This window comes from Halostella limicola, from assembly GCF_003675875.1.
Lineage (GTDB): Archaea > Halobacteriota > Halobacteria > Halobacteriales > Natronoarchaeaceae > Halostella > Halostella limicola.
This window is the reverse complement of record NZ_RCDI01000003.1, coordinates 118,784-143,265: the sequence shown is the minus strand read 5'-3', so window position 1 is coordinate 143,265 and position 24,482 is coordinate 118,784. Positions and strand designations below refer to the sequence as shown.

General features: G+C 69.8%; 19 protein-coding genes, 1 tRNA gene and 1 pseudogene. 13 read left to right on the top strand and 8 right to left on the bottom strand.

Features of this window, described 5'->3' with window-relative positions:
• Nucleotides 1–6 precede the first annotated feature (6 nt).
• The 6 genes from D8670_RS13995 (at nucleotide 7) to D8670_RS13970 (ending at nucleotide 6,679) form a co-directional block, all read left to right on the top strand.
• Nucleotides 7–1,068: a hypothetical protein gene (locus D8670_RS13995; protein ID WP_162994307.1), complete on the top strand. Its 1,062-nt coding sequence runs from the start codon at nucleotides 7–9 to the stop codon at nucleotides 1,066–1,068.
• Nucleotides 1,069–1,195: 127 nt separating this feature from the next.
• Nucleotides 1,196–1,798, top strand: coding sequence for a superoxide dismutase (gene sod / locus D8670_RS13990; RefSeq protein ID WP_121818743.1), 603 nt, complete (start codon nucleotides 1,196–1,198; stop codon nucleotides 1,796–1,798).
• Between the two features lie 123 nt (nucleotides 1,799–1,921).
• Nucleotides 1,922–4,873, top strand: coding sequence for an FAD-binding and (Fe-S)-binding domain-containing protein (locus tag D8670_RS13985; RefSeq protein WP_121818742.1), 2,952 nt, complete (start codon nucleotides 1,922–1,924; stop codon nucleotides 4,871–4,873).
• Nucleotides 4,874–5,108: 235 nt separating this feature from the next.
• Nucleotides 5,109–5,375 (top strand): DUF5827 family protein, encoded by a 267-nt coding sequence (locus tag D8670_RS13980; RefSeq protein WP_121818741.1) that lies wholly within the window; start codon nucleotides 5,109–5,111, stop codon nucleotides 5,373–5,375.
• Entirely contained in the window at nucleotides 5,372–6,217 is an 846-nt protein-coding gene (locus D8670_RS13975) for an ATPase (RefSeq protein ID WP_121818740.1), read from the top strand. Before D8670_RS13980 ends, D8670_RS13975 begins: the two co-directional genes overlap by 4 nt.
• Before the next feature lie 159 nt (nucleotides 6,218–6,376).
• Nucleotides 6,377–6,679: a DdfA family disk-determining factor gene (locus D8670_RS13970; protein ID WP_121818739.1), complete on the top strand. Its 303-nt coding sequence runs from the start codon at nucleotides 6,377–6,379 to the stop codon at nucleotides 6,677–6,679.
• Here D8670_RS13970 and D8670_RS13965 read toward each other — a convergent pair whose 3' ends face one another.
• Nucleotides 6,680–7,258 carry an MBL fold metallo-hydrolase gene (locus tag D8670_RS13965; protein WP_121818738.1) on the bottom strand — a complete coding sequence of 193 codons (579 nt, stop codon included), beginning with the start codon at nucleotides 7,256–7,258 and terminating at the stop codon, nucleotides 6,680–6,682.
• Nucleotides 7,259–7,354: 96 nt separating this feature from the next.
• Here D8670_RS13965 and thyX point away from each other — a divergent pair, with 96 nt between their 5' ends.
• From thyX to D8670_RS13945, 4 genes and pseudogenes are all read left to right on the top strand, one after another.
• Nucleotides 7,355–8,098 (top strand): FAD-dependent thymidylate synthase, encoded by a 744-nt coding sequence (gene thyX / locus D8670_RS13960; protein ID WP_121818737.1) that lies wholly within the window; start codon nucleotides 7,355–7,357, stop codon nucleotides 8,096–8,098.
• Between the two features lie 109 nt (nucleotides 8,099–8,207).
• Nucleotides 8,208–9,422: a helix-turn-helix transcriptional regulator gene (locus tag D8670_RS13955; RefSeq protein WP_121818736.1), complete on the top strand. Its 1,215-nt coding sequence runs from the start codon at nucleotides 8,208–8,210 to the stop codon at nucleotides 9,420–9,422.
• A gap of 210 nt (nucleotides 9,423–9,632) precedes the next feature.
• Nucleotides 9,633–9,707: transfer RNA gene (locus D8670_RS13950), tRNA-Glu, on the top strand.
• A 266-nt stretch (nucleotides 9,708–9,973) separates the two neighbouring features.
• Nucleotides 9,974–10,501, top strand: a pseudogene (locus tag D8670_RS13945) (DUF2270 domain-containing protein); the annotation flags it as partial.
• A 7-nt stretch (nucleotides 10,502–10,508) separates the two neighbouring features.
• Here the strand turns inward: D8670_RS13945 and D8670_RS13940 are convergent.
• From D8670_RS13940 to D8670_RS13920, 5 genes are all read right to left on the bottom strand, one after another.
• Nucleotides 10,509–11,771, bottom strand: a complete 1,263-nt coding sequence (locus D8670_RS13940; RefSeq protein ID WP_121818734.1) for a cation:proton antiporter — start codon at nucleotides 11,769–11,771, stop codon at nucleotides 10,509–10,511.
• Nucleotides 11,772–12,022: 251 nt separating this feature from the next.
• Nucleotides 12,023–15,559: a UvrD-helicase domain-containing protein gene (locus D8670_RS13935; RefSeq protein WP_121818733.1), complete on the bottom strand. Its 3,537-nt coding sequence runs from the start codon at nucleotides 15,557–15,559 to the stop codon at nucleotides 12,023–12,025.
• Nucleotides 15,556–16,830: a PD-(D/E)XK nuclease family protein gene (locus D8670_RS13930; protein ID WP_121818732.1), complete on the bottom strand. Its 1,275-nt coding sequence runs from the start codon at nucleotides 16,828–16,830 to the stop codon at nucleotides 15,556–15,558. The genes D8670_RS13935 and D8670_RS13930 overlap by 4 nt, the downstream gene beginning before the upstream one ends.
• Complete coding sequence (locus tag D8670_RS13925; RefSeq protein ID WP_121818731.1) at nucleotides 16,827–17,660, bottom strand: hypothetical protein; 834 nt, start codon at nucleotides 17,658–17,660, stop codon at nucleotides 16,827–16,829. Before D8670_RS13925 ends, D8670_RS13930 begins: the two co-directional genes overlap by 4 nt.
• Nucleotides 17,661–17,840: 180 nt before the next feature.
• Nucleotides 17,841–18,317, bottom strand: a complete 477-nt coding sequence (locus D8670_RS13920; protein WP_121818730.1) for a cupin domain-containing protein — start codon at nucleotides 18,315–18,317, stop codon at nucleotides 17,841–17,843.
• Between the two features lie 139 nt (nucleotides 18,318–18,456).
• Here D8670_RS13920 and D8670_RS13915 point away from each other — a divergent pair, with 139 nt between their 5' ends.
• Together D8670_RS13915 and dgoD are read left to right on the top strand one after the other, a co-directional pair.
• Nucleotides 18,457–19,107 carry a bifunctional 4-hydroxy-2-oxoglutarate aldolase/2-dehydro-3-deoxy-phosphogluconate aldolase gene (locus D8670_RS13915; protein ID WP_121818729.1) on the top strand — a complete coding sequence of 217 codons (651 nt, stop codon included), beginning with the start codon at nucleotides 18,457–18,459 and terminating at the stop codon, nucleotides 19,105–19,107.
• Between the two features lie 69 nt (nucleotides 19,108–19,176).
• Nucleotides 19,177–20,325: a galactonate dehydratase gene (gene dgoD / locus D8670_RS13910; protein WP_121818728.1), complete on the top strand. Its 1,149-nt coding sequence runs from the start codon at nucleotides 19,177–19,179 to the stop codon at nucleotides 20,323–20,325.
• A 24-nt stretch (nucleotides 20,326–20,349) separates the two neighbouring features.
• On the opposite strand, the gene D8670_RS13905 is transcribed toward dgoD, so the two are convergent.
• Complete coding sequence (locus D8670_RS13905; protein WP_121818727.1) at nucleotides 20,350–22,194, bottom strand: acetyl-CoA carboxylase biotin carboxylase subunit; 1,845 nt, start codon at nucleotides 22,192–22,194, stop codon at nucleotides 20,350–20,352.
• A gap of 99 nt (nucleotides 22,195–22,293) precedes the next feature.
• Nucleotides 22,294–22,953, bottom strand: a complete 660-nt coding sequence (locus D8670_RS13900) for a helix-turn-helix domain-containing protein (RefSeq protein WP_121818726.1) — start codon at nucleotides 22,951–22,953, stop codon at nucleotides 22,294–22,296.
• Nucleotides 22,954–23,036: 83 nt separating this feature from the next.
• On the opposite strand from D8670_RS13900, the gene D8670_RS13895 reads away from it, so the two are divergent.
• Entirely contained in the window at nucleotides 23,037–24,470 is a 1,434-nt protein-coding gene (locus D8670_RS13895) for a cytochrome P450 (RefSeq protein ID WP_121818725.1), read from the top strand.
• The last annotated feature ends 12 nt before the right edge of the window (nucleotides 24,471–24,482 follow it).

Genomic DNA, 24,482 nt, shown 5'->3' with positions numbered 1-24,482 from the left:
AACCCCATGGGGGAAGGCGTTACCGACTCCACCGACCAGCGAAGCGTAGCATCGATCAACAGGCGGACGTTTCTCGCAGGCGTCGGAGCGACGGCAGGGGGTATCGGGCTGACGGCGGCAACGGCGGGGGCACAGGAATCACAGGGCCAGCGGGAAATGGTGATCGAGGAGCAGGGGGAACCCTGGGAGGGGAACTACCGGGACCAGTTCGTGGTCGTGACTTTCAAACCGGGCAACCAGACGAACGCTCCCGACTCGATCGCGAACTGCGACGTGGAGTGGGCCGACCGAGCGGTCCAGTACCACGGGATCCTGGTCGACCGCGTCAGCGATGACCCGCAGAAGACGAACGTGACGGTCTTCACCGACGGCGAAGCGCCGTCGATAGAGCGGGGGACCCCGTTCCGCGTTACCGCCGTGGGCGACTGCGGGGACACCTGGGTCCGTCTCACCGGAGAGCCGGTGCCGGAGGCGGAAAGCAGAGGAACCGAGACGACGACCGAGGGCGAGACTACGACGGCGACCGAGACGACCACGGACGAGTCGGAGGGCGAAGGGGGATCGCTTCGGACGCGGGAGCTGCTGATCGAGGAACAGGGCGGCCCCTGGGAGGGCAACTACGCCGGCCAGTTCGTGGTCGTCACGTACAGGCCGAACGACCAGCCCGACCCGCCGCAGTCGATATCGAACTGCACGGTGGACTGGTCCGTCGAGGAGTCGGTCATGTACAACGGACTGCTGATCGACAACCTCCGGGACGATCCCCAGCAGACCGAGGTGAACGTCTTCACCGACAGCGGTGCGGACGATATCGAGCGGGGAACGCCGTTCATCGTCTCGAAAACGGGTCCCTGCGAGAGCAGCATGATCCGGCTGACCGGGGAGGCGGTCCCGAACGCCCCGAGCGTCGAGGGGACCGCCGGTCCGGCCGTCGAGAACCCGAACGAGACCGACGACACCGACACGGGAACCGGTATGCCGGGGTTCGGCGCGCTCGTCGGACTAGGCGGGCTCGCGGGCGGCACGTTGCTCCGCGCGATGCGAGGCGACGGCGGTACCGACGACTGAGCGCAGGAGCACCGGAGGGGTTCGACCACTTGTAAAGTTATTTACTGAAATATATTTTCGGATAGGGTGACCGGTTCATGTAGTTTTAACAAGCGATGCGGAGAAGAGACTCGTGGAGGAATTTACTATGTCCGACCACGAACTACCACCACTGCCGTACGATTACGACGCTCTGGAACCGGCGCTCAGCGAGCAGGTACTCACCTGGCATCACGACACCCACCATCAGGGGTACGTCAACGGGCTCAACAGCGCCGAGGAGGAGCTCGAACAGAACCGTCAGGAGGGCGACTTCGAGTCGACGCCCGCCGCGATGGAGAACGTCACCCACAACGGCTGTGGCCACTATCTCCACACGCTGTTCTGGGAGAACATGAGCCCGGACGGCGGCGGCGAGCCCGAGGGCGAACTCGCCGACCGCATCGAGGAGGACTTCGGCTCCTACGAGGCCTGGAAGGGCGAGTTCGAGGCCGCAGCGGGCGCCGCGGGCGGCTGGGCGCTGCTCGTCTACGACCCCGTCGCCAAGCAGCTGCGCAACCTGAAGGTCGACCGCCACGACCTGCACGCGCTGTGGGGCGCGCACCCGATCATGGCGCTCGACGTCTGGGAACACTCCTACTACTACGACTACGGTCCGGACCGCGGTAGCTTCATCGACGGCTTCTTCGACGTGGTCGACTGGGACGAGGTCGCGAGCAACTACCAGGACGTCGCCCAGCTGTTCGAGTAAGCGACGAGTCGGTAACCTACGCTTTTTTTCGCGCCGGAGCGGTCGGTCGTCGATAGTCGGTTCGAGCGCGATCCGTGCTACCGGTAGGCATACTTTCATGACCGTGGACGGCGTGCCGCGACTATGGCCGCCGACGACCGCGCTCCAAGCTTCGCCGGTCCCGACGTCGACGAGTTCGCCGCGCTCGCTGAGGACCTGCGGGCGGCGGTGGACGGCGAGGTCCGCTTCGACGAGTACTCGCAGGTCCTGTACGCGACCGACGGCAGCGTCTATCAGGCCCGCCCCGCCGGCGTGGCGTTCCCGCGGGACGCCGACGACGTGGCGGCCGCCGTCCGGGTGGCCGGCGACCACGAGGTTCCCGTCCTCCCGCGGGGCGCCGGCTCCTCGCTGGCCGGGCAGGCGGTCGGTCCGGGCTGTCTCGTCCTCGACCTCTCCCGGCACATGGACGCCGTCGTGGACGTGGACCCCGAGGCGATGGAGGCGACGGTGCAGCCGGGGGTCGTCCAGGACGACCTCGACGCCCACCTCGCGCAGTACGGACTGAAGTTCGCGCCCGACCCGGCCTCGTCGAACCGGGCGACGGTCGGGGGCGGCATCGGCAACAACTCGACCGGCGCGCACTCCGTCCGGTACGGCATCACCGACGCGTACGTGGACGAACTCCGGGTCGTCCTTGCGGACGGGACCGCGATCCGGACCCGCGACGTCGCCCTCGACAGCGACGAGTGGGACGCGATCGTGGGAAAGGACGACCGCGAGGCGGCGATCTACCGGACCGTCCGCGCCGTCGTCGAGGACAACGCCGACGAGATCGCGGACCGCTACCCCGACCTGAAGCGGACGGTCAGCGGCTACAACCTCCAGAAGGTGATCCGCGAGGAGGACGGGGATCGGGTGATCAACCTCTCGAAGCTGCTGGTCGGCGCGGAGGGGACGCTGGGCGTCGTCGTGGAGGCGACGCTGTCGCTCGTCTCGAAGCCCGACGAGACGGCGCTGGCGCTGTACTGCTACGACGACCTCGTCGACGCGATGCGCGCCGTGCCCGAGGCGCTCGATCTCGACCCCAGCGCGGTCGAGTTGATGGACGACGAGGTGTTCCGCCTCGCCGGCGAGTCGGCGGAATACGCGGAGTACGCCGACCCGATCCCCGACCGCGCCGCCGCGGCGCTGATGGTCGAGTTCGACGACGAACTGCACGACGACCTCCCCGCGGCGGTCGACGCGGCCGACGAGCGACTCCTCGCGGGCGGCCCCGCGTTCGACGCGCTGGCCGCGTTCGAGCCCGACGAGCAGGAGAAGATCTGGAAGCTCCGGAAGGCGGCCATCCCGCTGCTGATGAGCCTCGACGGCGACCCGAAACCGTACCCGTTCGTCGAGGACGCCTCCGTGCCGCCCGACGACCTCGCGGAGTACGTCGAGGGGTTCCGGGAGATACTCGACGACCACGGAACCTCGGCGGCGTACTTCGCCCACGCCGGCGTCGGAACGCTCCACATCCGGCCGATCCTGAACCTGAAAGAGGAGGAGGGCGTCGAGACTATGCGCGCCATCGCCGAGGACGTCACCTCGCTCGTCGCCGAGTACGACGGCTCCTTCTCCGGCGAGCACGGCGACGGCCTCGCCCGGACGCAGTTCAACCCGAAGCTGTACGGGCCGCAGCTGTGGAACGCGTTCAAGGCGGTGAAGTCCGCGTTCGACCCGGACTGGCGGCTGAACCCCGGCAAGGTCGTGTTCCGCGACGACGACCCCACCGACATCCGCGAGCACCTCCGCTACGGCCCGGCGTACTCGACGATCGAACCGAAGACGGTGCAAGACTTCTCCGAGGAGGGCGGCTACGGCGAACTCGTCGAACTCTGCAACGGCTGCGGCACGTGCCGGCAGACGGAGTCCGACACGATGTGTCCCACCTACCGCGCCACCGACGAGGAGATCGCCACCACGCGCGGCCGGGCGAACCTCCTCCGGGCGGGCATCAGCGGCGAACTCCCCCGCGACGAGCTGTACAGCGACCGGTTCCAGGAGACGGTGCTCGACCTCTGTGTCGGCTGCAAGGCCTGCAAGAGCGACTGCCCGACCGGCGTCGACATGGCGAAGCTGAAGGCCGAACTGAAACACGAGCACCACGAGCGCGAGGGGACGAGCCTCCGCGAGCGCCTGTTCGCCAACGTCGACCGCCTCGCGGCGCTGGGGAGCAAGACCGCGCCGCTGTCCAACTGGCTCCAGAAGGCCCCCGGTGCGGACGCACTCGCGGAACGGGTCGGGCTGGCGAGCGAGCGTCCGTTCCCCCGGTTCCGCCGGAAGAGCCTCGAAGACTGGTACGAGGCGCGGGGCGGTCCGCGCGTCGACCCCGGCGACGCCGTCGACACCGTCGTCCTGTTCCCGGACACGTACACGAACTACAGCTATCCGGCGCCCGGGAAAGCGGCGGTGCGGGTCCTCGAAGCGGCGGACGTCAGGGTCGAGCTGACCACCGTCGGGCCGACCGGGCGGGCGGCCTACTCGCAGGGGGTGCTGGACGTCGCGGCCGACCGCGCCGGTGCGCTCGTCGACGCCGTCGCGCCGCGGGTCGAGTCCGGGCGGTCGCTCCTGTTCGTCGAACCGTCCGACGCCGCGATGGTACAGGACGAAGCCCCCGACCTGGTCGGCGACCGGCGGCGCGAGGCGGCGGAGGCGGTCGCCGCGAGCGCGCGCGGCGTCTGCGAGTACCTCGACCGGGCGCGGGTCGACGAACGGGTGGTGTTCGACGCGCCCGACGAGTCGCTCGCGTACCACGGCCACTGCCACCAGAAGGCGCTGGGGACGGACCACCACGCCGTCGGCGTCCTCCGCCGCGCGGGGTACGCCGTCGACCCGCTCGACAGCGGCTGTTGCGGCATGGCCGGGAGCTTCGGCTACGAGGCCGAGCACTACGACCTCTCGAAGGACGTCGGCCGGATCCTCTTCGACCAGGTCGCCGAGAGCGACGCCGACACAGTCGTCGCGCCCGGCGCGTCGTGTCGGACGCAACTCGGCGACCGCGAGGGCGAGTCTCGCCCGCCGCACCCCGTCGAGAAGCTCGACGACGCGCTGTGACTCCCGAGCGGATCCCCCCACTCCGTTGTCCTATATGGATTCTGACCGATATACTTATGCCGTCGAAACCGACTGGATCCGTGTGCGGACGCGGCGCACAACCGTCCGCCGGTGGTCGAGGTCGTCCGCCGACGTTCGGTCCCGCTCGCTACTGTCAGCCGCTCCGGGGCTGTCCGCCCCGGCTCCTGCCCTCGACATCGCACGATTTACCCGGACACCGCGCGTAGCCGGGTGCATGCCCGTTTCGAAAGACGAGTTCGACCAGCTCCACCCCTGTGACTTCTACACCGCCGAGGAACTGCTGGAGCCGGACCGGATGTACACCGTCTACGAGATCGCCCGCATGCTCCAGGAGCTCGACCCCGACGCCGAGATCGACGTCGAGACCGAGGACGTCCTGCTGGACTGGGCCATCCCGTGGATCATGCGCAACGCCGACGACCTCGTCGTCGGGGAGCCCCGCGACGAGGAGGAGCCGGGGTACTACGGCCTGAAGGAATGAGGGTCCTCGTCGTCGGAGGCGACCGCGTCGACGCCGGCAAGACGACGTTCTCGACCGCCCTCTTGGAGCGGATCGGCGGCGTCGGCTTCAAGCCCCGCGCCGGCAACGACTACTGGTTCGACCACGACGACGTCCGCCGAGCGGTCGCGGACGGCCGGCTCTACGGGAAGGACGCGAAGCGCCTCGCGGCCGCGAGCGCGGCCCCGGTCGCGCCGGAGGAGATAAATCCCGTCCACCGCCTGTGGCGGCCGTCACCGGGACCGGGAACCGGCCTCGTCGGGCGGGCCCGCAGGCGGTTCGTGCTCGACCGGGTTCGCCCGTCGTCAGCTGAGGGAGACCGGACGGACGGCGCGCGGGCCGACGAGTTCGTCGTCAACGCCGCCGCGGACGTCCCCGACCCCGTCGCAGCGGGACTTCCGGTGGGGGACGCCGCGGCGGTCGACTCGGTGGAGGCACTCGACGCCGTCACGCGCGAGCGATACCTGCCGTCGTTCGAGCGCCTCGCGGACCGCGTCCGCGACCGGGACCGCGCCGTCGTCGAGTCCTACGCCGACGTTGCCCGGCCCCTTACCGGCGTCCCCTTCGACGCCGTCGCGGCCGTCGAGCCCGCTCGGGTCCGGGTGTACGACGGCGACCGCTACCTGACGGCCTGCGATGTCGCCGGCGGCAGCGCGCGCGAGGGGTCTCTGGAAGAGACCGTCCCTGACGTGGTCGATCACCTCTCCCCCGCGGCGACCGTCTCGCTCCCTGCGCTCCCGGACGCCGAACGGTCGGATCCGGCGGCCGCCGCCGACGCCTACGAGGTCGCGCTCGATGCGGTGATCGCCGCCGCGCTGGAGTGAGGTTCCATCCTGACCTCGGAAAACAGTCAAATATCGGATATCGACGGAGGGAACCGCGCTCGGCGGCCCCGAAAACGCCGTTCAAGCACTGATTGTAGGTGGTCAGAAACCGGGAACGTTCAACTCATTTTAAACCCATAACCGTCGGTGTTGCTCGTAATGACGTCACGAAGCGACGCAGTCGCGCCGACCTCTCAGTCGCCGTCGAACATCACGGTAAGGCACGATTTCGAGAGCGCCCACTCAATCAGCACGACCGTCGTCACCGCGGTTTCCGATGCGGTGGACGTATCGGCGCTGGATCTACCGCCGCTCTCCGAGACGATCGACGCGGACGCCCTGAACGCCCTGTTCCGGACCGAACTGGACCGCACCCCGGACCGGGTATCGTTCACCTACGTCGGCTGCCGGGTCACCGTCCGCGGCGACGGGACGGTCGCCGTGACCGAAGCGTCGGAGTAATCAGGCACCCCTCGCCATCTTCGCCGCGAGTTCCACGTGGTTGTACGGGTCGTCGACGACGCTCGGCCCGTGTCCGGTGTGCATCTCGCGGAGGTCCTCGTCGACCGCCTCGACCACGCGGTCGATGCTCTCGATCAGCGCCGCGCGGTCCCCTTCTTCCAGATCCGTCCGGCCGAAGCTCCCGTTCTGGAAGATCAGGTCCCCGGCGAGCAGGACGCTCGCGTCCGCCGAGTAGAAACAGAGGTGGTCGTCCTTGTGGCCGGGCGTGTGCATCGCGTCGTACTCGTGGTCGCCGAGCGTTACCGCGTCACCGTCGGCGATGACGCGGTCCACGTCGTCGCGGTCGCCGTCGAACCCCCACACCTCCACATCGAACGCGTCGACGACGTCCGGAAGGTTGCCGACGTGGTCCGGGTGGGTATGAGTCAGGACGACGGCGTCCAGCCCGTCGACGCGCTCTCGCACCGTCGAGACGACGTCGAAATTCGCGCCGGGGTCGACCAGCACGGTCCGGTCGCCGACGACGAGAAACGCGTTGCTCGTGAACGCCTGTACGCCCTGAGCCAGGTTGTGGATCATGCGCCGAGCTACGGCCGTCGATCGCTTCGGTCTTCTGTTCGACGGCATACGGAAGCCTTCTTATCGAGAGAGTGCGACTCAGGAGGCAGTGATAGCATGGAAGTCGAACTCCTAGAGGCGACCGACGACCCCGAGCGCGTCATCTGCTCCGCGGCGCGCAACGACTACATGGGCGAGTTCGTGGGCGACCAGTCCTTCGAGGAGACGATGTCGACCATCGAGGGCGACGACGTGGAGGAGAAAAAGCGGACCCTCATCGGCCACCTGCTCGACCACGGCCACTTCGGCCCGTTCGAGCACCCGCAGGCCACGTTCGCGGTGAAGGGGATCAGCCGGTCCTGTATGGCCCAGATCACTCGGCACCGCCACGTCAGCTTCGACGTGCAGTCGATGCGGTACGTCGCCTTCGACGACGTCGACCCGGCCGACGTCGAGGAGGGAGCGATGGTGGTCACGCCGCCCTCCGCGTCGGACCCGGACTGGGTGGGTCGCAATCAGCAGTCCGGTCCCGTCGACGAGGAGACGGTGGAGCAGCGCGAGGAACTGTTCCGACGTTCGGTCCGCCGATCCGTCGAGGATTACCAGGAACTGCTGGAGATGGGGATGCCCCCGGAAGACGCCCGCTTCGTCCTCCCCATCGGGACGGAGGTGAACATGGTGATGTCGATGAACGCCCGGATGCTAATGCACGTGGCCGACATGCGGGCGGCCGCGGACGCCCAGTGGGAGATCCGCGAGATGACCGAATGCGTCCTCGACCTCGCCAGTGAGTGGTGCCCCATCACCTTCGACTACTACGAGGAGAACATGAAAAATCGGAAGAATCGGCTTGCACCGTAATTCCGACAGATTCCGGCCGGTCGGATCGAAAGTGACGGTTAACGTTTCGAGAAATTGAACCGACCGCGGTCGCAAGGCATTTGACAGCGCCCCGTTTGCACTTACACGAATGAAACGGGCGTTCGGTGTCGCTCTCGCGTTCGCGGTCTGCGTCGCGGTACTCGCCGGCGCGGGCGCGTTCGACCCCTCCCCCGCCGCTGATCGAACCCCCGTGAGCGCCGACACTAACACCGGCGCGGAGACCGCTTCGATCGGCGCGCAGCAGTTCGACTACACGGAGTTCCGAATCGAGGTGCACGCGAACGGCTCCGCGCGCTGGACGTTCCACTACGAACGCCGCCTGACGAACGACTCCGAAACCGAGCAGTTCCGGACGTTCGCCGACCGGTTCGAGGAGAACGAGACGCAGCTGTACGACGACTTCCGGCGGCAGGCGAACGCGCTCGCCGCCGCCGGCGAGAACGAGACGAACCGGACGATGGACGCCGTCGCCTTCTCGCGGACCGCCGCGGTCGAGGAGGAGCTCGGGACCAGCACGAGCTCCGGCGTCGTGGAGATGTCGTTCACCTGGACCGGGTTCGCCAGCGTGGACGGCGACCGCGTCGTCGTCGGCGACGTGTTCGAGGACGGCCTCTACGTCGGCCCCGACCAGGCGCTCGTCGTCGACGCGGGCGACGGCCTCGCGTTCGACGAAGTGACTCCCTCGGGGGAGCCGTCCGCCGGATCGCTCGAATCGAGCGACACCGTCACCTGGACCGGCGAGCGACGCTTCACCGACAACCGCCCGCGAGTCGTCCTCGCGCCGCCGGACGCGGTGACGACGACCGAGACTCCCGACGAGAACACGACCGCGGCGACCGGATCGGACGACGCGAACGACGGATCCGGCTCGGACACGCTGGCGAGCGACGCGCTCCCCGTTCTGGCGCTCGTCGCCGCGCTCGCGCTCGGCGCGGTCGCCGTCGTCGCGCTGCGGCGCAACGGCGCGATCCTCGGCGACGACGACTCCGCGTCGGCGGGCGCCGGCGGGACCGACTCGCCCGGCGCCGGCGGAGCGGCGGCGGCCGAACCGGCCGTCGAGGACGAGGAGATGCTGTCCGACGAGGACCGGGTCGTCAAGCTGCTGAACGAGAACGGCGGCCGGATGAAACAGGTCAACATCGTCGACGAGACGGGCTGGTCGAAGTCCAAGGTCAGTATGCTCCTCTCGGACATGGAGGACGAGGGGACGATCAGCAAGCTCCGGGTCGGTCGGGAGAACATCATCAGCCTCGACGGCGACGAGCCGGCCGCGGCGGGGTCGCCGTTCGACGAGGACGAGTGACGACAGTTGCGTAGGCGGGTTTTCGGGTGTTCTGCGGCGTGTTCTACCGCTTCCGATGGCGAGACGCATCGCCGTTTTCCGCGCGTCGTTCGGCCGAGTTCGGTCTCGCCGACCCTGTCCCGATAGAGAGTCGCTCTCGAACGGCAAACTGCCCCACGGCGTCTTCGAAACGCAACCGTTAAATTACCATACCTTCTTACAATCGAATGCGCTCTGGTGGTGTAGTCCGGCCAATCATCTTGCCCTCTCACGGCAAGGACCAGGGTTCAAATCCCTGCCGGAGCATTTCTGTCGACGCAACGCTCCGAAGCGACGCGTAGCGTCGCGAGCGTCGGTCACTGTCTCCTCCACCCGATCCGGACGGTAGCCGCTCGGCAAAGATGTAGGACCTCAGGTCCGAACGATCGAGTATGGCGGATGGAGGCTCAGAGACGGAGACTGAACCGGATCTCGTTCGGGAGTTTCGAAAAAACACGTCGGACACCGCTTCTCTAGTCGGCGACCCGTACCGCGGAGAGGTTGATCGGACTACCGCTTGACGAGCGCGGCTTGATCAGACGACTAACTGGGCGGTGGTCGTCGTCGCAGCGATCCTGACGTGGGCGTTCTCCAGCCCGGACAACCCCCACTATGTCTTGCTGGTCGCGATGATCGCGGTGACGGCGTTTCTCCTGACCGAAGCCCACCGGTTCCGTGAGTACAACATCTGGCGGTCGCGGGTGAGAACGCTGCAGCGGAATCTCTTCGTCGGCATTCTGACCCAGTCCGGAGCATCCGACGACGGCTGGCAGGCGGAGTTGAGCGACAGTCTGGTCACCCCGACGGTGACGATGCCGTTCTGGAAAGCGGTAGGGCATCGCCTCCGTCGCATGTACTTGGGGTTACTACTTCTCCTTCTGCTCGCGTGGACCGCCCGGATTACCCTCTTCGAACCGACGGATCACTGGCGGCAGACGGCCGCGATACCCGGAGTGGACGGGGAGACTGTGGTGATCGCTGTCGCTATCGTCTACGCGGCGTTCGTCGTCCTCGCCGCGTGGTCGGCTCGCGGCGCGGTGATTGGGGAGTCGCAAACCTGATCGGCGGTTACACCGGTCCAGACGAGTCGTCCTCCGGATCAGCGGACGCGCCCGTAAGGCGCAGTGCGAGCGGGAACAACAGTCCCTGCCCGACGATGCTGAGAAGGGCCACGCCGAAGACGAGGACGACGAGGTCCTCTCGGAACGGTAGTTCCCGCGGAACGCTCAACAGGAGAGCGATCGGAATGACCGTGTGCATTCCACCCCAGACGAGCACGTGCTGGAAGCGGAAGGGAATCGGATCGATTCCCGAAAAGGCCACCGAGTTCGTGATCCCGTAGATGATAATCGCCCGGACGAGGAGAACGAGGACGGTTGCGAGGACGATGGTCTGTGCGTTCCAGAGGAGCCGTCGCCAGGGGGCCTGGATCCCGATGAGGACGAACACGAGCGTGAAGACGAAAAACGCCGCCGTGTCCCACGTCTGTTCGATGAACTCCACGTTCTCGGCGGCGATCGCGTCATCCTTCCCGAACAACCCGATGACGAGTCCCGCGGCCACAGTCGCCAGGACACCGCTCACGTGGAGGTAGTGTTCGGCCAAGAGGAAGCTCCCGTATGCGAGGATGACGGTCGCGAGGAGTTCAGCCATCCGGTCCTCTATCACGTGGAGGGCCCCGTACGCTACCGCACCAGCGAGGAGACCGACGATAACACCGCCGAAGCTCACGACCGTGATCTCGACGGCGATGTCTACCAGATCCGCTAGTGACAACAGTTCTTCCAGGTCTTGGCCAGTGGTGAACCGATCCGAGACGACCGCGAGCATCACGCCGAACGTGACGACTGCGAACCCGTCGCTGAAGTGGCTCTCGATCTCCGCGATGACGGCGAGTCGTTCCGGGGCATCAGCCTCTCGAAAGAAAGCGACGATCGCGACCGGGTCCACCGGATAGATCATGACTGCGAACAGCAGTGTGACCACCAGGGGCAAGCCGAAGACTTCTGACCCCAGGAGACCCAGCAACCCGACCGCTATCGGCAGCCCGGCGATCGGAATCAGCAGCGATAGTGGTAGAACTTTGATAAACGTGTCAGACTTCGTTCTCTGTGCGCCCTGGAAGAGAACCGTAGGGACGAGGACTATCAAGATGAGCTCCGAGGAAAGCCGAAACTGGGGGTCCACCCCGCTTACTGTGGCGACGATGCCGATGAGAACTAACAACACCGGATAGGCGACTCCGCTGATCCGCGTAGCGATTACTCGTACGACGACTGCGGCAAACAGTATCAGGAGGACGCCGCCCAGCGTAACGATTATCTTGGCCATGGAACACGATGTACGTTTCCCTCACGAGGTTCGGTTCTCCCGCAGAGCTGTACCGACTGTACGGCAGGTCGATATCCTACGAACGATCACACCGTGATCCCACATAAGCCTCCAGAGCTTTCTCTCAAGAGACAGGAGACCGTAGTACCTCGTCGAACGCTGACGGTTAACGGGCCGCTGAACGGCGGAAACGCGGTCGTAGGGGGCATTCGCACCGTCTGGGAAGTTCTCTGCGCGTTACAGAACCCGGCTCACTCCGTGAACTGCCGCAGGCAGTGCTCGACGGCGGCGGGGTTGAGTGAGCACTCGATCGCACCCGTCGAGACGCCGAACGCGGAGAGGCGGCTGGTGACCGTCGCATCCCTCCCGACCTGCCGGCGGAACGCCCACTCGTAGGTCGCGAGCTGGAGCTGGTAGCGGGCCTCGGCGGCGTCGTCGTCCGCGAGCGCGACCTTGGCGTCCTCGATGGCCCACGAGCCGTCGGCGAACCGGAGGAGGAAGTCCGCCTGCCCGTGGACCTCCACTTCGACGCCGCCGACGGTCGCCAGCCCCTCCAGCGGCTCTTCGCGGTAGACGGCCTCGGCGCGTTCGAGGCGGTCGCGCAGCCCAGAGTCGGCGAACTGCGGGACGAGGGTACGTTCGAGGTACTCCCGGACGGCTCGGCGTTCCGCCGGCGCGGCGTCGTCGGCGTGGTAGTCGAGCTCGCGGTCGAGGACGTCGTCGACCGGGTCCGCTCCGGGCCGAAGCTCCGCGTCCGCGAGGTCGGTCCCGGCGAACGCCCCGATCACGTCGTGCGCGAGCCGACCGACGGCGTCGGGGCCGAGCGCGTCGAACGGCAGGTCCACGGTCGGGGCGTCCGTCTCGGTGTGGAGCGCGCGGCCCATGAAGTGGTCGACGGCGTGCTCGGCCGGGTTCCTGACGAGCGGGCGGAACGTGCTCGGTCGGACGAACCGCGGGGTCCACGACTCCTCGGGGCCGACGATCCGCGCTGTCGGCGGAACGGCGCGGTCGCGGGCGCCGGTGTCGACGCGCTCGGCGAACGCCACGTCGTTGACGGCGACGGAAAACGAGCGGTCCGGTGCCTCGCCGTCGGACGCCGCCGCGTCGGCGACGGCGTCCTCGTCGAGCGTCGCGGTGTGGGTCGCCCCCGGCGCGCCCCGGTCGAGGTCGAACGCGTCGTAGAGGACGGCGGCCCAGTTGTCCCGGGCGGACCACCGGGGACGCGAGGCCGGAAGCGGAACGACGAGGTGGTGCTGCGCGCGGCTCAGGGCGACGAACAGGAGCCGCCACTCCTCCGCGCGGCGCTCGGCCGCGGCGTCGCGGAGCACGGGGTCGTTGACGAGGTCGTTCCCGCCCCCCGGCCAGTGCTCGGCCGTCCAGCGCAGACCGGCGTCGCCGCCCTCGTCTGCGTCGGGGTCGTAGAGGCCGTTGTCGAAGCCGGGGACCGACGGCGGGTCGCCGGCGTCGACGTTCGTCGGCGGGGCCAGCCCGACCCCGTCGCCCGCCGTCACGAGGCGGTCGCTCCCTCTGGAGTGCGCGCCGACCGACGACGCCGGGTCGGCGAGGACGACGACCTCGTCCTGGTCCCCCTTCATCTGGTGGATCGTCTTGAGCACCACGTCGGCGTCGTCGTCGACGAGCGGGCGGACCGGGCCCTCGCTCGGCGACTCCAGGAACGGGGAAAGCAGCGAGACGAGTCGGTCGAGCGAGACGCGGTCGTCCCCCTCCCACTCCGCGACGGTCGCGACGAACGCGTCGAGCGTCGCCGTTCGCTGGGCGCGGTCCGTCCCGGAGTCGAGGCCGAGCGGGTCCCGCTCCAGCGCCAGCGCGTCGACGACCCGGCGGGCGACGACCGCGGCCGGTTCGGCGCGTCGCCGCGGCAGGTCGCTCGCCAGTTCGCGCAGACCGAAGAGGACGCGCGCCGCGCCGGACGCGGCGTCGTCGGAATCCTCGGCCGACGCGCCGTCGTCGTCGAGTTCCGCCGCGACGGCCGCGACGTCCCAGTCGGCTCCCCGGAACCGGTCGGCGTCGAGGCCGGCGGCGAGCGGCGAGTCGGTGACGAGGTCACGGGTCCGTTCGGGGTCGGTCGGGTTGACGAGCCAGTCGAGGACGGCGGCGGCCGCGCGGACGCTCGGCGTGTCGAACAGCGGGACGCGGGCGTTGCCGACGCTGATGTCACGGGCCTCGAGCGCCGCGCGGTAGTCGTCCATGTGCTTCGTCCGGCGGAACAGGAGCGTGACGCCGGGCGGGTCCGGTCCCGGCGTCTCGAAGGTCCCGTCCGCGAAGCCCCCCGCGAGGAGGGCGGCGACCGCATCGGCCTCGCCGCCGTCGTCGGTCACCCACGGCTCGCTGCCGGGGGTGCCGCCGTGGCGGAACTGCGCGACGTGGACGTTCGCCCCGTCGTCGGCCGAGAGCGTCGGCCGGAGCGGCGGGTACTCCACGTCCAGAGCGCCGACGCTCCCGCGCGCCGGGTCCGGGAGCGTCTCGGTCGCGACGGCGTTGATCGCGCCGACGACGTCCGGCCGGGAGCGGTAGTTCCGCGTCGCCCGCTCGGCGACGTGGTCGTCCCAGTCGACCCCGAAGTAGTCGCCGTCGCGGACCGCGGCCTCGAACAGCTGCGGGCGGGCGTTCCGCCACGCGTAGACGCACTGCTTCCGGTCGCCGACGAGCAGGACACGCATCTCCGGCGTGACGAGGTGAGAGAGCGCGGCGTGCTGGACCGTCGAGACGTCCTGCGCCTCGTCGACGACGACGCTCCGGACGGCGGTGTGGAACCGCTCCCTGACGCGCTCGCGGGCCGGGTCGTCGCCCCCGCGGGAGAAGTACCGGTCGACCCAGTGCGCGCAGTCGGTGTGGGAGATCACGCCGCGGTCCCGGCAGCGCTCGTCGTAGCGCTCGCGGTACGCCCCGAGGAGTTCGCAGAAGTCGTCGACGCACCGCACCCACGAGTCGTGGAGATCGCGGTCGGTTGCGGTCAGTTCGTCCAGTTCCGCGGTCGACAGCTCGTCCAGCCGGTCCGCCGCGTCCCGGTCGCGGAAGCGCCGCACCGAGTCCCGTATCGCCTCGACGGAACCGGGGTCGCCGCCCCGGTAGGCCTCCGCCACCGCAGTGCGGAGACGGTCGCGGAACTCGTCGACCGAGAGCCGCCGCTGTCGGCAGGTTTCGAGCGCGTCCCGGAGAAGTTCGCGGAGTCCGGCGTCGTACCGTCCCGCAGGATAGGCCGCTTCGAGCGCGCTGACGGCGGGACCGTGCTCGGGGTCGTCGGCGAGGTCGTCGTAGCAGTCGCGGCGGAGCCGCGCGAGCAGCGCCTCGTTCCCGACGGTCGGCATGCCGTCGAACCCGGCCGCGCCGGCGATCTCGCCGAACACCGACCGGAGCACGCCGTCGATGGTGCCGACGGTCCCGTCCCGCCGGAGGCGGCGTTCGAGCGTCCGCACGTCCTCGGGCGTCGCGGACTCGTCGGTCGGCGTCTCGCCGCGGTGGTACAGTTCCCGCAGCCAGTCGACGACGTCCGGGACGAGGACCGCGGCGTCGTCCCTGCCGAACGAGGTGACGAGGAGCCGGCGCTCGGGCGTCGGGTCGCCGCCGAGGTAGCGCTCCCACAGCAGGCGCGCGGCCGCCTTCCCGGTCGCGGTCGACTTCCCGGCGCCGGGGTGGCTGTCCATCGCGAACAGGCCGGCGTCCGCGGTGCAGAACCCGTCGACGACGCGGCGCTGCGTCTCGTCGAGCCGCGGGAGGTCGGGGGTCGGGACGGCGTCGTCGGCCTCTCGGCCGGGATCGAAGCTCATCGCGACGCCCCCTCCGCGGTCGCCGCCAGTCGCGGGGGAAGGCGACAGTCGGCGATCAGTTCGCCGACCGCCGGCCGGTCGACTGGCGTCGGATCGAGCGCCCGCAGGTACGGCGACGGGCGGCGCTCGACGCCGTCCGCGTCGTACTCGTGGCGGGTGACGACGAGGGCCTCGCTCGCCGCGGCGACCGCGTCCGCGAACTGGTCGAACTCGCGGCCCTCGGTCCAGCCCGACCGCGGGCGGACGTTCCTCGCCGCCCCGTCGGCGCCGCGCAGTCGCTCCCTGAAGGGCGCCGGGAACGCGCTCTCGGGCGGCCGCGGCCACTCCCCGTCGACCAGCCCCCCGGCGACGACGTACGGGAGGTCGAGCCCCCAGACGTCGTTGGCCTCCATCACGTCGACCGACCGCGCGGCCGGGTACTCGCGGCGCCCGGGGACGGTCGTCGCGAGCGCGTCGCAGAGGTCCCGGACCGTCGCCCACGACCGCTCGCCGTAGTCGGCGTCGAGCCACGACCCGTACTTGCTCGCGAGTTCGGGGACGAGACCCTCGTCGCCGTCGTGCAGGCGCGCGAGCGCCCTCGCCGTCCGCGCCGTCTCCGAGTACGTCGCGTCGTCCGCCGCCCGCCGCGCCGGCAGCACGCGCTCCCGGTAGGCGTCGAGCAGTGGGACGACCGCCACCGGGACGTCGTCCGGGTCCGGCCGCGCCGGAAGCCCGTCGAGCCAGTCGAGGTAGGTGCCCAACCGTGCGCCAGCGTCGCTGACCGCCGCGACGCGGTCACGCCAGGCGTCGATACCGCGACGCTCGCCGTCGACGCTGCGGGCCAGCGCCGCGACCGTCGCGGCCGGCAGCGGCCACCCTGCGTCCGGGTCGGAATCACCGGGGCCGGTGGTCCAGCCCGTCCCTCCACGCTCGACGGGCGGCACCCACTCGAAGCGAAGCGGGTCGAGGAGCGCGTCGGCCGGCACCGTACCGGATTCGCGGGCGACAAGGAGGTCGAGGACGGCGACCAGCAGCCGGTAGGGCAGCGTCCGCTTGAGCCGGAGCTGGATCCAGAAGTTCGGCCTGACGCCGTACCGGTCCGCGGCCCGCGACAGGGGCTCCTCGTACGGGTCGAGGTCCCGGACGACCACGGTCACGTCGCTCGGCGAGACGCCGCGGTCGACGAGCCCGGCCACTACGGCCATCGCCGCACGGGCCTCCGCGGCCCTGGTGCGCGTCGACAGCGCGAACGTCGGGACGCCGGGGGTTATCGCCGCCGCGCCGCCTGTCACGACACGTCCACCCCCGGATCGAACGCGGCGTCCGCCCGCCGGAGCTGGTCGGCGATGGCCGGCCCGGATCCGGCCCTGAGGTAGAGGGAGACGTCGACGGCCGTCCGGACGCTCACCGTCCGGAGGAAGTCCTCGACCGTCGCGGTGAGCATGCTCACGCCCGCGACAGACAGCGTCTCTATCTCGGGATACGCCGCCTCCCAGACGGCCGGCGTCGCGGCCAGATGTCGGGTCGCGACCCGCAGGAGTTCGGTCTCGGAGACCGCCGCGTCGGCGCGCTCGCCGAGCGCGGCCTGCAGGGCGACCAGCCCCTCCAGCAGGTCGCGGGCGTCGTCGCCCGCCGCGCCGCCGGTCTCCTCGGCGACGGCGCGCAGCGCGTCCAGTCGATCGGGGTGGTACCCGGTCACCATCCCGAGACTGGTTCGGGCCCGCTCGATCCGCTCCGCGTGGTCGGCGGCCGGTGCGCCGACGACCCTCGCCAGCGGCTCGCTCGGGAACGCCTCGTCGCGGAGGACCCGGCGGGTGAGCGCGAGCCGGTCGATGCGGTCGAGCGTCTCCGTCGTCGGCTCCGCGTCGGTCTCCTTTCGCGCGGCCCCCGCGAGGTCGCGGGCGACGTCGACGAGCCGGGCGAACGCGAACTCGCTCCGGGGGCGGGCGGCCTCCCTGAGCCGCCGCTTCACGTTCCGACGGTGGAGCCGGACCGGCGTGACCAGGAGGTGCCGCGGCGTCCGCGCACGGCTCGCGGTCTCCCACAGTGCGTCGGTCTCGCCGACGCGGACGGCGAACGGGAGGTCGTCCGACGGGCGAGGACGGGGGTCTTTCCGTGTCACGAGAGATCCGCGTTCGGAGTCCGCCGCCCGGCGGTCGACGGTCGCGACTGACGGCGGCGGCCGAACTGTTTCCGTGACTGACTCGCCTCCTCGCAGTTCAAGGTATCGGAAAACCTACCGAAACGAGGGCGACGGGGCGGTCCGCCGGTCGCCCGCCGTTCCCCGCGTGGCGGCCCGTCCTCAGCCCTGCTCGTTCCCGCAGTCAGTGCAAGTGAGCGCGAACTGCCCCTCGACCATGTCCACGTCCTGAGTCGTCTCCTCGTCGCACTCCGGGCAGTAGGCCCGCGACTGCAGTTCGTCCCAGTCGTGGCTCGCGCCGGGCGCGCCCAGCGCCCACCCGACGACGCCGTCGTCGCCGCCGTTGTACCCCTTCTGGAACTCGCCGGGCGGGAACCGGATCAACTCGCCGGCGTCGACCTCGACCTCCTCGCGGTCGACGCCCACCTCGAACGTCGCCGTCCCCTCCTCGACGTAGAACACCTCCTCCTGGTCGTGGTGCGCGTGGAGGCCGCCGGAGAACGACTCGCCCGGCTCGAGTTCGAAGTAGTTCATCGCGAACTCCTCGGTCCCGAGCTCGCGCGACACCGGCCGCCGGACGCTGTGGACCTTCATCGGGTTCACCTGGTTCTCGACCTCGTCGATGGCCACTTTCTCCATGTGCTGTGCCACGACCGCGGGGACGTAAACTTTTGCGTCGGTGAGAGTTTCCGGCCGGCCGTCGCTCGCCACGTCTCCCGTCGTCGTCGGTACCGCGGCGCTTAAGACCCGCGCCGGGACAGTACATCGCGAGAACCCCATGGCTGACGAGTACGGGTACGACCGGACGCGGCGGATCGTCGAGGGCGGCGTGATCGGGATCATGCGCGGCGTCGACCGAGAGAAGGCGGTCGACGTGGCGGCGGCGCTGCGGGACGGCGGCGTCACCGCGATCGAGGTGACCGCGGACACCCCGGGCGCGCTGGACATGATCGAGGACGTCGCCGGCGCGATGGGCGACGACGTGCTCGTCGGGGCGGGCACCGTCCTCGACAGCGAGACCGCCCGGGCGGCCCTCCTCGCGGGCGCGGAGTTCGTCGTCACGCCGTCGCTGAACGAGGGCGTCGTCGAGACGTGCAACCGCTACGGAGCGCCCGTCGCGCCGGGCGTCGCGACGCCGACGGAGGCCGTCCGGGCGTTCGAGGCCGGGGCGGACCTCGCGAAGGTGTTCCCGGCGGCGAGTCTCGGCCCCGACCACGTCGCGAGCATCGGCGGACCGCTCGGACAGATCCCGCTCGTCCCGACCGGGGGCGTCTCGCTCGACAACGTCGAGGCGTTCGTCGAAGCGGGTGCCGTCGCCGTCGGCGTCGGCAGTTCGCTGGTCGACGACGAGGCCGTCGCCGCGGAGGACTACGACGCGCTCCGGGAACGCGCGTCCGCGTTCGCCGACGCCGTCGCAGACGCGAAGTAGCGCCGAACGCCGGCGGCCGCGCCGCCCCGAACCGACCACTCTAAGAGGGTGCCCCCGCGAAGCGCCGGTATGGAGATCACCGACTACGAGCTGTTCGAGGTGCCGCCGCGCTGGCTGTTTCTGAAGGTGACGACGAGCGACGGGACGGTCGGCTGGGGCGAACCGGTCGTCGAGGGGCGCGCCAGAACCGTGCGGACCGGGGTCGAGGAGCTGATGGACAACTACCTGCTCGGCGAGGACCCCGCCGCCATCGAGGACCACTGGCAGACGATGTACCGCGGCGGGTTCTACCGCGGCGGCCCCGTCCTCATGAGCGCCATCGCCGGCATCGATCAGGCCCTCTGGGACATCAAGGGCAAGCGCTTCGGCGCGCCCGTCTACGAGCTGCTCGGCGGCAAGGCCCGCGACCGCATCCGCGTCTACCAGTGGGTCGGCGGCGACCGCCCCGCCGACGTCGGCGAGGCCGCCCGCGAGAAGGTCGACGCCGGCTTCACCGCCCTGAAGATGAACGCCACCCCCGAGATGGAGCGCGTCGACTCCCCCGCCGCCGTGCAGGCGGCCGTCAACCGCATCGCCGAGGTCCGCGAGGCGGTGGGCGACGACGTGGACATCGGCGTCGACTTCCACGGCCGCGTCGCGAAGTCGATGGCCAAGCGCCTCGCCGAGGCGCTGGACCCGTACGACCCGATGTTCGTCGAGGAGCCGGTCCTCCCTCAGAACAACGAGGCGCTGCCGAACATCGCTCAGCACACCTCGACGCCGATCGCGACCGGCGAGCGCATGTACTCGCGGTGGGACTTCAAGGAGATCTTCGAACAGGGCGTCGTCGACGTGATCCAGCCCGACCTCTCGCACGCGGGCGGCATCACCGAGGTGAAGAAGATCGCCTCGATGGCCGAGGCCTACGACGTGGCGATGGCCCCGCACTGCCCGCTCGGCCCCATCGCGCTCGCCTCCTGCGTCCAGGTCGACGCCTGCTCGCCGAACGCCTTCATCCAGGAGCAGAGCCTCGACATCCACTACAACGAGACCAGCGACGTGCTCGACTACCTCGCCGACCCCAGCGTCTTCGAGTACGACGAGGGGTACGTCGACCTCCCGGACGGCCCCGGACTGGGCGTCGAGATCGACGAAGCGGTCGTCCGCGAGCGCGCCGGCGACGTGAACTGGCACAACCCCGTCTGGCGCCACGAGGACGGCAGCGTCGCGGAGTGGTGAACCGCCGGAGAAAGGTTCGGGACCTCAGTCCATCACGACGAGCACGTCGCCCATGTCGACGCTGTCGCCCTCGCCGATGGCGACCTGCGTGACGGTGCCGCCCTGCTCGGCGACGACGTCGTTCTCCATCTTCATCGCCTCCAGTACGCAGATGACGTCGCCGGCGGCGACCTCGTCGCCCTCCTCGACGTTCACTTCGAGGATGGTCCCCTGCATCTCGGCGGTGACCTGCTCGCCCTCGCCGGTGATCTCGGTGCCGCCGCCCGAGTCCCCGCTCGACCCCGCGGACTCGGGGCGCTGCGCGGTTGCGCCGCCACCGCCGCCGCCCGACGCGGCCGTGATCGGCGCCGCGCCGCGCTCCTCGAGGTTGACCTCGAAGCGCTTGCCGTTGACCTCGACGGTGAACTCGCGCTCAACGACCTCCTCGTCCTCGTCGCCGCCACCGCCGACGTCCTCGGGGCCCCACTGCTTCTGGGCCTCCTCGATCCGGCTCTTGTCGATCTGCTCATCGAGGTACTTCGTCGTGTGCGTCCCGTTGGTGAACCGCTCGTCGGTGAGCATCAGGCGGTGGAACGGGATGATCGTGACGACGCCGTCGATGTCGTACTCACGAAGCGCCCGGAGGCTGCGGGAGATGCACTCCTCTCGGTCCGAGCCGTGGACGATCAGCTTCGCGATCATCGAGTCGTAGTCGGTGACGACCTCGTCGCCCTGCCGGAGCGCGTCGTCCATCCGAACGCCGATGCCGCCCGGCGGGTCGTACGTCTCCAGGTCGCCGCCCTGCGCGGGGGCGAACTCGTTGGCCGCGTTCTCCGCGTTGATGCGGAACTCCATCGCGTGGCCGTCGAACGTCACGTCGTCCTGGGAGAACTCCAGTTTCTCGCCCGCGGCGACGCGGATCTGCTCCTTGACGATGTCGATGCCCGTGATCTCCTCGGTGACGGTGTGCTCGACCTGGATGCGCGTGTTGACTTCGAGGAAGTAGAAGTTTGCGTCCGGGCCTAGGAGCTCGTCGCCGCTCCGGTCCTCCTCCTCGACGAGGAACTCGAACGTCCCGGCGTTGTAGTAGCCGGCCGCGTCCGCGCCGCGGCGGGCCGCCTCGCCGATCTTCTCGCGGAGTTCGTCCGACAGCGCGGGGCTCGGCCCCTCCTCGATGACCTTCTGGTGGCGGCGCTGGAGCGAGCAGTCGCGCTCGCCGAGGTGACGGACGTTACCCTGTTTGTCGGCGATGATCTGCACCTCGATGTGGCGGGGGTTCTCCAGGTAGCGCTCCAGGTACACCGAGTCGTTGGAGAAGTACGCTTCGCCCTCGCGGCGCGCGCTCTCCAGTTGCTCCTCGGCCTCGTCGGCGCTCTGGACGACCTTCATCCCGCGGCCGCCGCCGCCGCCCTCAGCCTTGATGGCGATCGGGTAGCCGTGTTCGTCGCCGAAGTCGGTGACTTCCTCGACGTCCGTGACGGGGTCGGTCGTCCCGGGGACGATAGGCACGTCCGCCTCCTGCATCACCTTCCGGGCCTTCGTCTTCTCGCCCATCTGCTCCATCGCGTCGCTGGCCGGGCCGATCCACGTGACCTCGCTCTCCTCGACGCGCTCGGCGAACTCGGCGTTCTCCGCCAGGAACCCGTAGCCGGGGTGGATGGCGTCCGCGTCGGCCTTCCGCGCGGCCTCCATGATCGCCTCCTGATCGAGGTAGGACTCGCTGGCCTTCGCGGGTCCGACGTTGTACGCCTCGTCCGCGTACCGCACGTGCCCCCCGTTCTTGTCGGCGTCGCTGTAGATGGCGACCGTGCCGATGTTCAGTTCCTCGCACGCCCGCATGACCCGAACCGCGATCTCACCGCGGTTCGCGACCAGAACCTTCCTGAACATTCCTACACGAAGCCTCAATAGGCGGGTACCTTACTTTTTCGCAACTCCCCCGCCCGTGGCGACGACGCGTCCGATGCGCGGGCGATCGACGTAGGCCCGTCACCAACCGACCGCCGCGTCGACGAGCGACGCCTGGGCCTTGCGCAGCAACGCGGACGCGGTGCTCTCCGAGCAGTCGAGGGCGGCCGCGACCTCGGCGAGCGACGCCTCGCGCGGCACCTCGTAGTAGCCCAGTTCGCGGGCGACCGACAGCGCCTCGAACTGGCGGCCGGTGAGCCGACCGGCGAGCGACCCGGCGAGGCCGCGGTGCGTTCCGACGCGCTCTATCTCGACGTCGACCCCGTCGGGCAGGCTCGCGACGACCTCGCGGAGCTCCCCGGGCTCGCCGAGGACGGTCATCGCCACCTCGCCGCCGGGGCCGAACACGACCGGCGGGACGACCACGACGCGTCGCCCGTCGAGCGTCTCGAACAGCGCGCGGTCGGCCGGCCTGAGGGCCATCTCGACGTAGGCGTAGAACGCGTCTCCGTCCACCGGCGCGACGTCGAACGACCGCACCGCGTCGATAGCCGCGAGCGCCTCGCGGCATGTCGCCCGCTCCCCGACGACGAGCGAGAGGAAACAGACCACGTCCCGCGACTCGTCGACGTTCCACGTCAGCAGCTCTTCGCGGACGAACGCCTCCTCGACGTCGACCCCCTCCGGCGAGGGCAACCGCATCGACTCGGGCAGGTAGACGGTGGCGTCGAGCGACTGCACGAGCGTACGGGCGACCGCCGTATATAAAAAAGCTCAGTACTTCGCGGCAACGCCGAGGGCGACGCGCCGGCAACGTCCACGTGATGGCGTCCACCGACCCACCGGCGAGCGAGGGCGAACCGCGGAGCGAGCGGCAGTCGCCGAGCGAGGCCTCCGACGACGGCGTCTCTCCCGAGAACGCGCCGCTCCCGCCGGGGCCGAACGGCCTCCCGGTCGTCGGCTCGACGTTCCGCGCGACCCGCGACGGCGTCGCGTTCGCCGAGTCGCTGGGGAAGTACGGCGACGTGGTCTCGTACGACGCGTTCGGCACCACGTTCGTCGCCGTCTCGCGACCTGACCTCCTCGAAGCGGTGCTCGTCTCGCGGAACGACGAGTTCTGGAAGGGGGAGTACGAGCGGGCGTTCGGCGAACTGATCGCCCCTGAGGGGCTGGCGTTCACGGAGGGCGAGCGGTGGCGGCGCCAGCGCACGCTCCTCCAGTCGACGTTCACCCCGGACCGCGTCCGGTCCTACGGGGACGTGATGGTCGACCTCGCCGCGGCGACCGCGGACAGGTGGGCCGACGGGGAGGTCGTGCGCGCCGACGAGGCGTTCGCGTCGCTCACGCTCCGGATCCTCACCCGAACGCTGTTCGACGTGGACCTCGGCGGGGAGCGCGGCCGGGCGGTCCGGGACTTCGCCGCGGCGCTGCGCGAGTACGTCGACGCGATGGGGGTCAACACGCTCCTCCCGGAGTGGGTGCCGACGCCGAGCAGGCGGCGACACGACCGCGCGACGGCGGCCCTCGACGACCTCGTCGAGACGCTGATCGCGGAGCGCGACGGAACGGGAGACGACCTCCTGTCGACGCTGGTCGACGCGGAGTTCCCGGACGGGACGACGATGGACCACGACACGGTCCGCGACCAGCTCGTCACCTTCCTCTTCGCCGGCCACGAGACGACGGCGACCGCGCTCACCTACGCGTGCTGGCTGCTCGCGGGTCGAGACGACGTCCGCAAGCGCCTCGACGCGGAACTGGACGCCGTCCTCGGCGACCGCGACCCGACGGTCGCGGACCTGCCGGAACTGGAGTACCTCGACAGCGTCGTCCGCGAGACCCTCCGCCTCTACCCGCCCGTCTACGCCGTCTACCGCGAACCCCGCGAGACGACAACGCTCGGGGGGTATCGGATCCCCGCTGACGCGACGCTCCAGCTATCGATCTACGGCGTCCACCGGGACGAACGCTGGTGGGACGACCCCGAGTCGTTCCGGCCCGGCCGCTGGACCGACGACGGAAGCGACGCTGACGCCGCGGGTGGCTCTGACTCCCGTCCGGAGTACGCCTTCTGCCCGTTCGGCGGCGGCCCGCGCCACTGCATCGGGATGCGCTTCGCGACGATGGAGTTAAAGCTCGCGATGGCGACGCTCGCCCGGCGTGTCGAGTTCGATCGCGTGACTGAGACCGTCGACCCGGAGATGAACGTCACGCTGGACCCCGGCGAGGTGCGGCTACGCGCGAGAAAGCGCCGCTGACCGGTGGCCGTC

Coding starts and splice junctions, on each gene's coding strand:
- D8670_RS13995 (WP_162994307.1), top strand. CDS start 7: ATGGGGGAAGGCGTTACCGACTCCACCGACCAGCGAAGCGTAGCATCG.
- sod (WP_121818743.1), top strand. CDS start 1,196: ATGTCCGACCACGAACTACCACCACTGCCGTACGATTACGACGCTCTG.
- D8670_RS13985 (WP_121818742.1), top strand. CDS start 1,922: ATGGCCGCCGACGACCGCGCTCCAAGCTTCGCCGGTCCCGACGTCGAC.
- D8670_RS13980 (WP_121818741.1), top strand. CDS start 5,109: ATGCCCGTTTCGAAAGACGAGTTCGACCAGCTCCACCCCTGTGACTTC.
- D8670_RS13975 (WP_121818740.1), top strand. CDS start 5,372: ATGAGGGTCCTCGTCGTCGGAGGCGACCGCGTCGACGCCGGCAAGACG.
- D8670_RS13970 (WP_121818739.1), top strand. CDS start 6,377: ATGACGTCACGAAGCGACGCAGTCGCGCCGACCTCTCAGTCGCCGTCG.
- D8670_RS13965 (WP_121818738.1), bottom strand. CDS start 7,258: ATGATCCACAACCTGGCTCAGGGCGTACAGGCGTTCACGAGCAACGCG.
- thyX (WP_121818737.1), top strand. CDS start 7,355: ATGGAAGTCGAACTCCTAGAGGCGACCGACGACCCCGAGCGCGTCATC.
- D8670_RS13955 (WP_121818736.1), top strand. CDS start 8,208: ATGAAACGGGCGTTCGGTGTCGCTCTCGCGTTCGCGGTCTGCGTCGCG.
- D8670_RS13940 (WP_121818734.1), bottom strand. CDS start 11,771: ATGGCCAAGATAATCGTTACGCTGGGCGGCGTCCTCCTGATACTGTTT.
- D8670_RS13935 (WP_121818733.1), bottom strand. CDS start 15,559: ATGAGCTTCGATCCCGGCCGAGAGGCCGACGACGCCGTCCCGACCCCC.
- D8670_RS13920 (WP_121818730.1), bottom strand. CDS start 18,317: ATGGAGAAAGTGGCCATCGACGAGGTCGAGAACCAGGTGAACCCGATG.
- D8670_RS13915 (WP_121818729.1), top strand. CDS start 18,457: ATGGCTGACGAGTACGGGTACGACCGGACGCGGCGGATCGTCGAGGGC.
- dgoD (WP_121818728.1), top strand. CDS start 19,177: ATGGAGATCACCGACTACGAGCTGTTCGAGGTGCCGCCGCGCTGGCTG.
- D8670_RS13905 (WP_121818727.1), bottom strand. CDS start 22,194: ATGTTCAGGAAGGTTCTGGTCGCGAACCGCGGTGAGATCGCGGTTCGG.
- D8670_RS13895 (WP_121818725.1), top strand. CDS start 23,037: ATGGCGTCCACCGACCCACCGGCGAGCGAGGGCGAACCGCGGAGCGAG.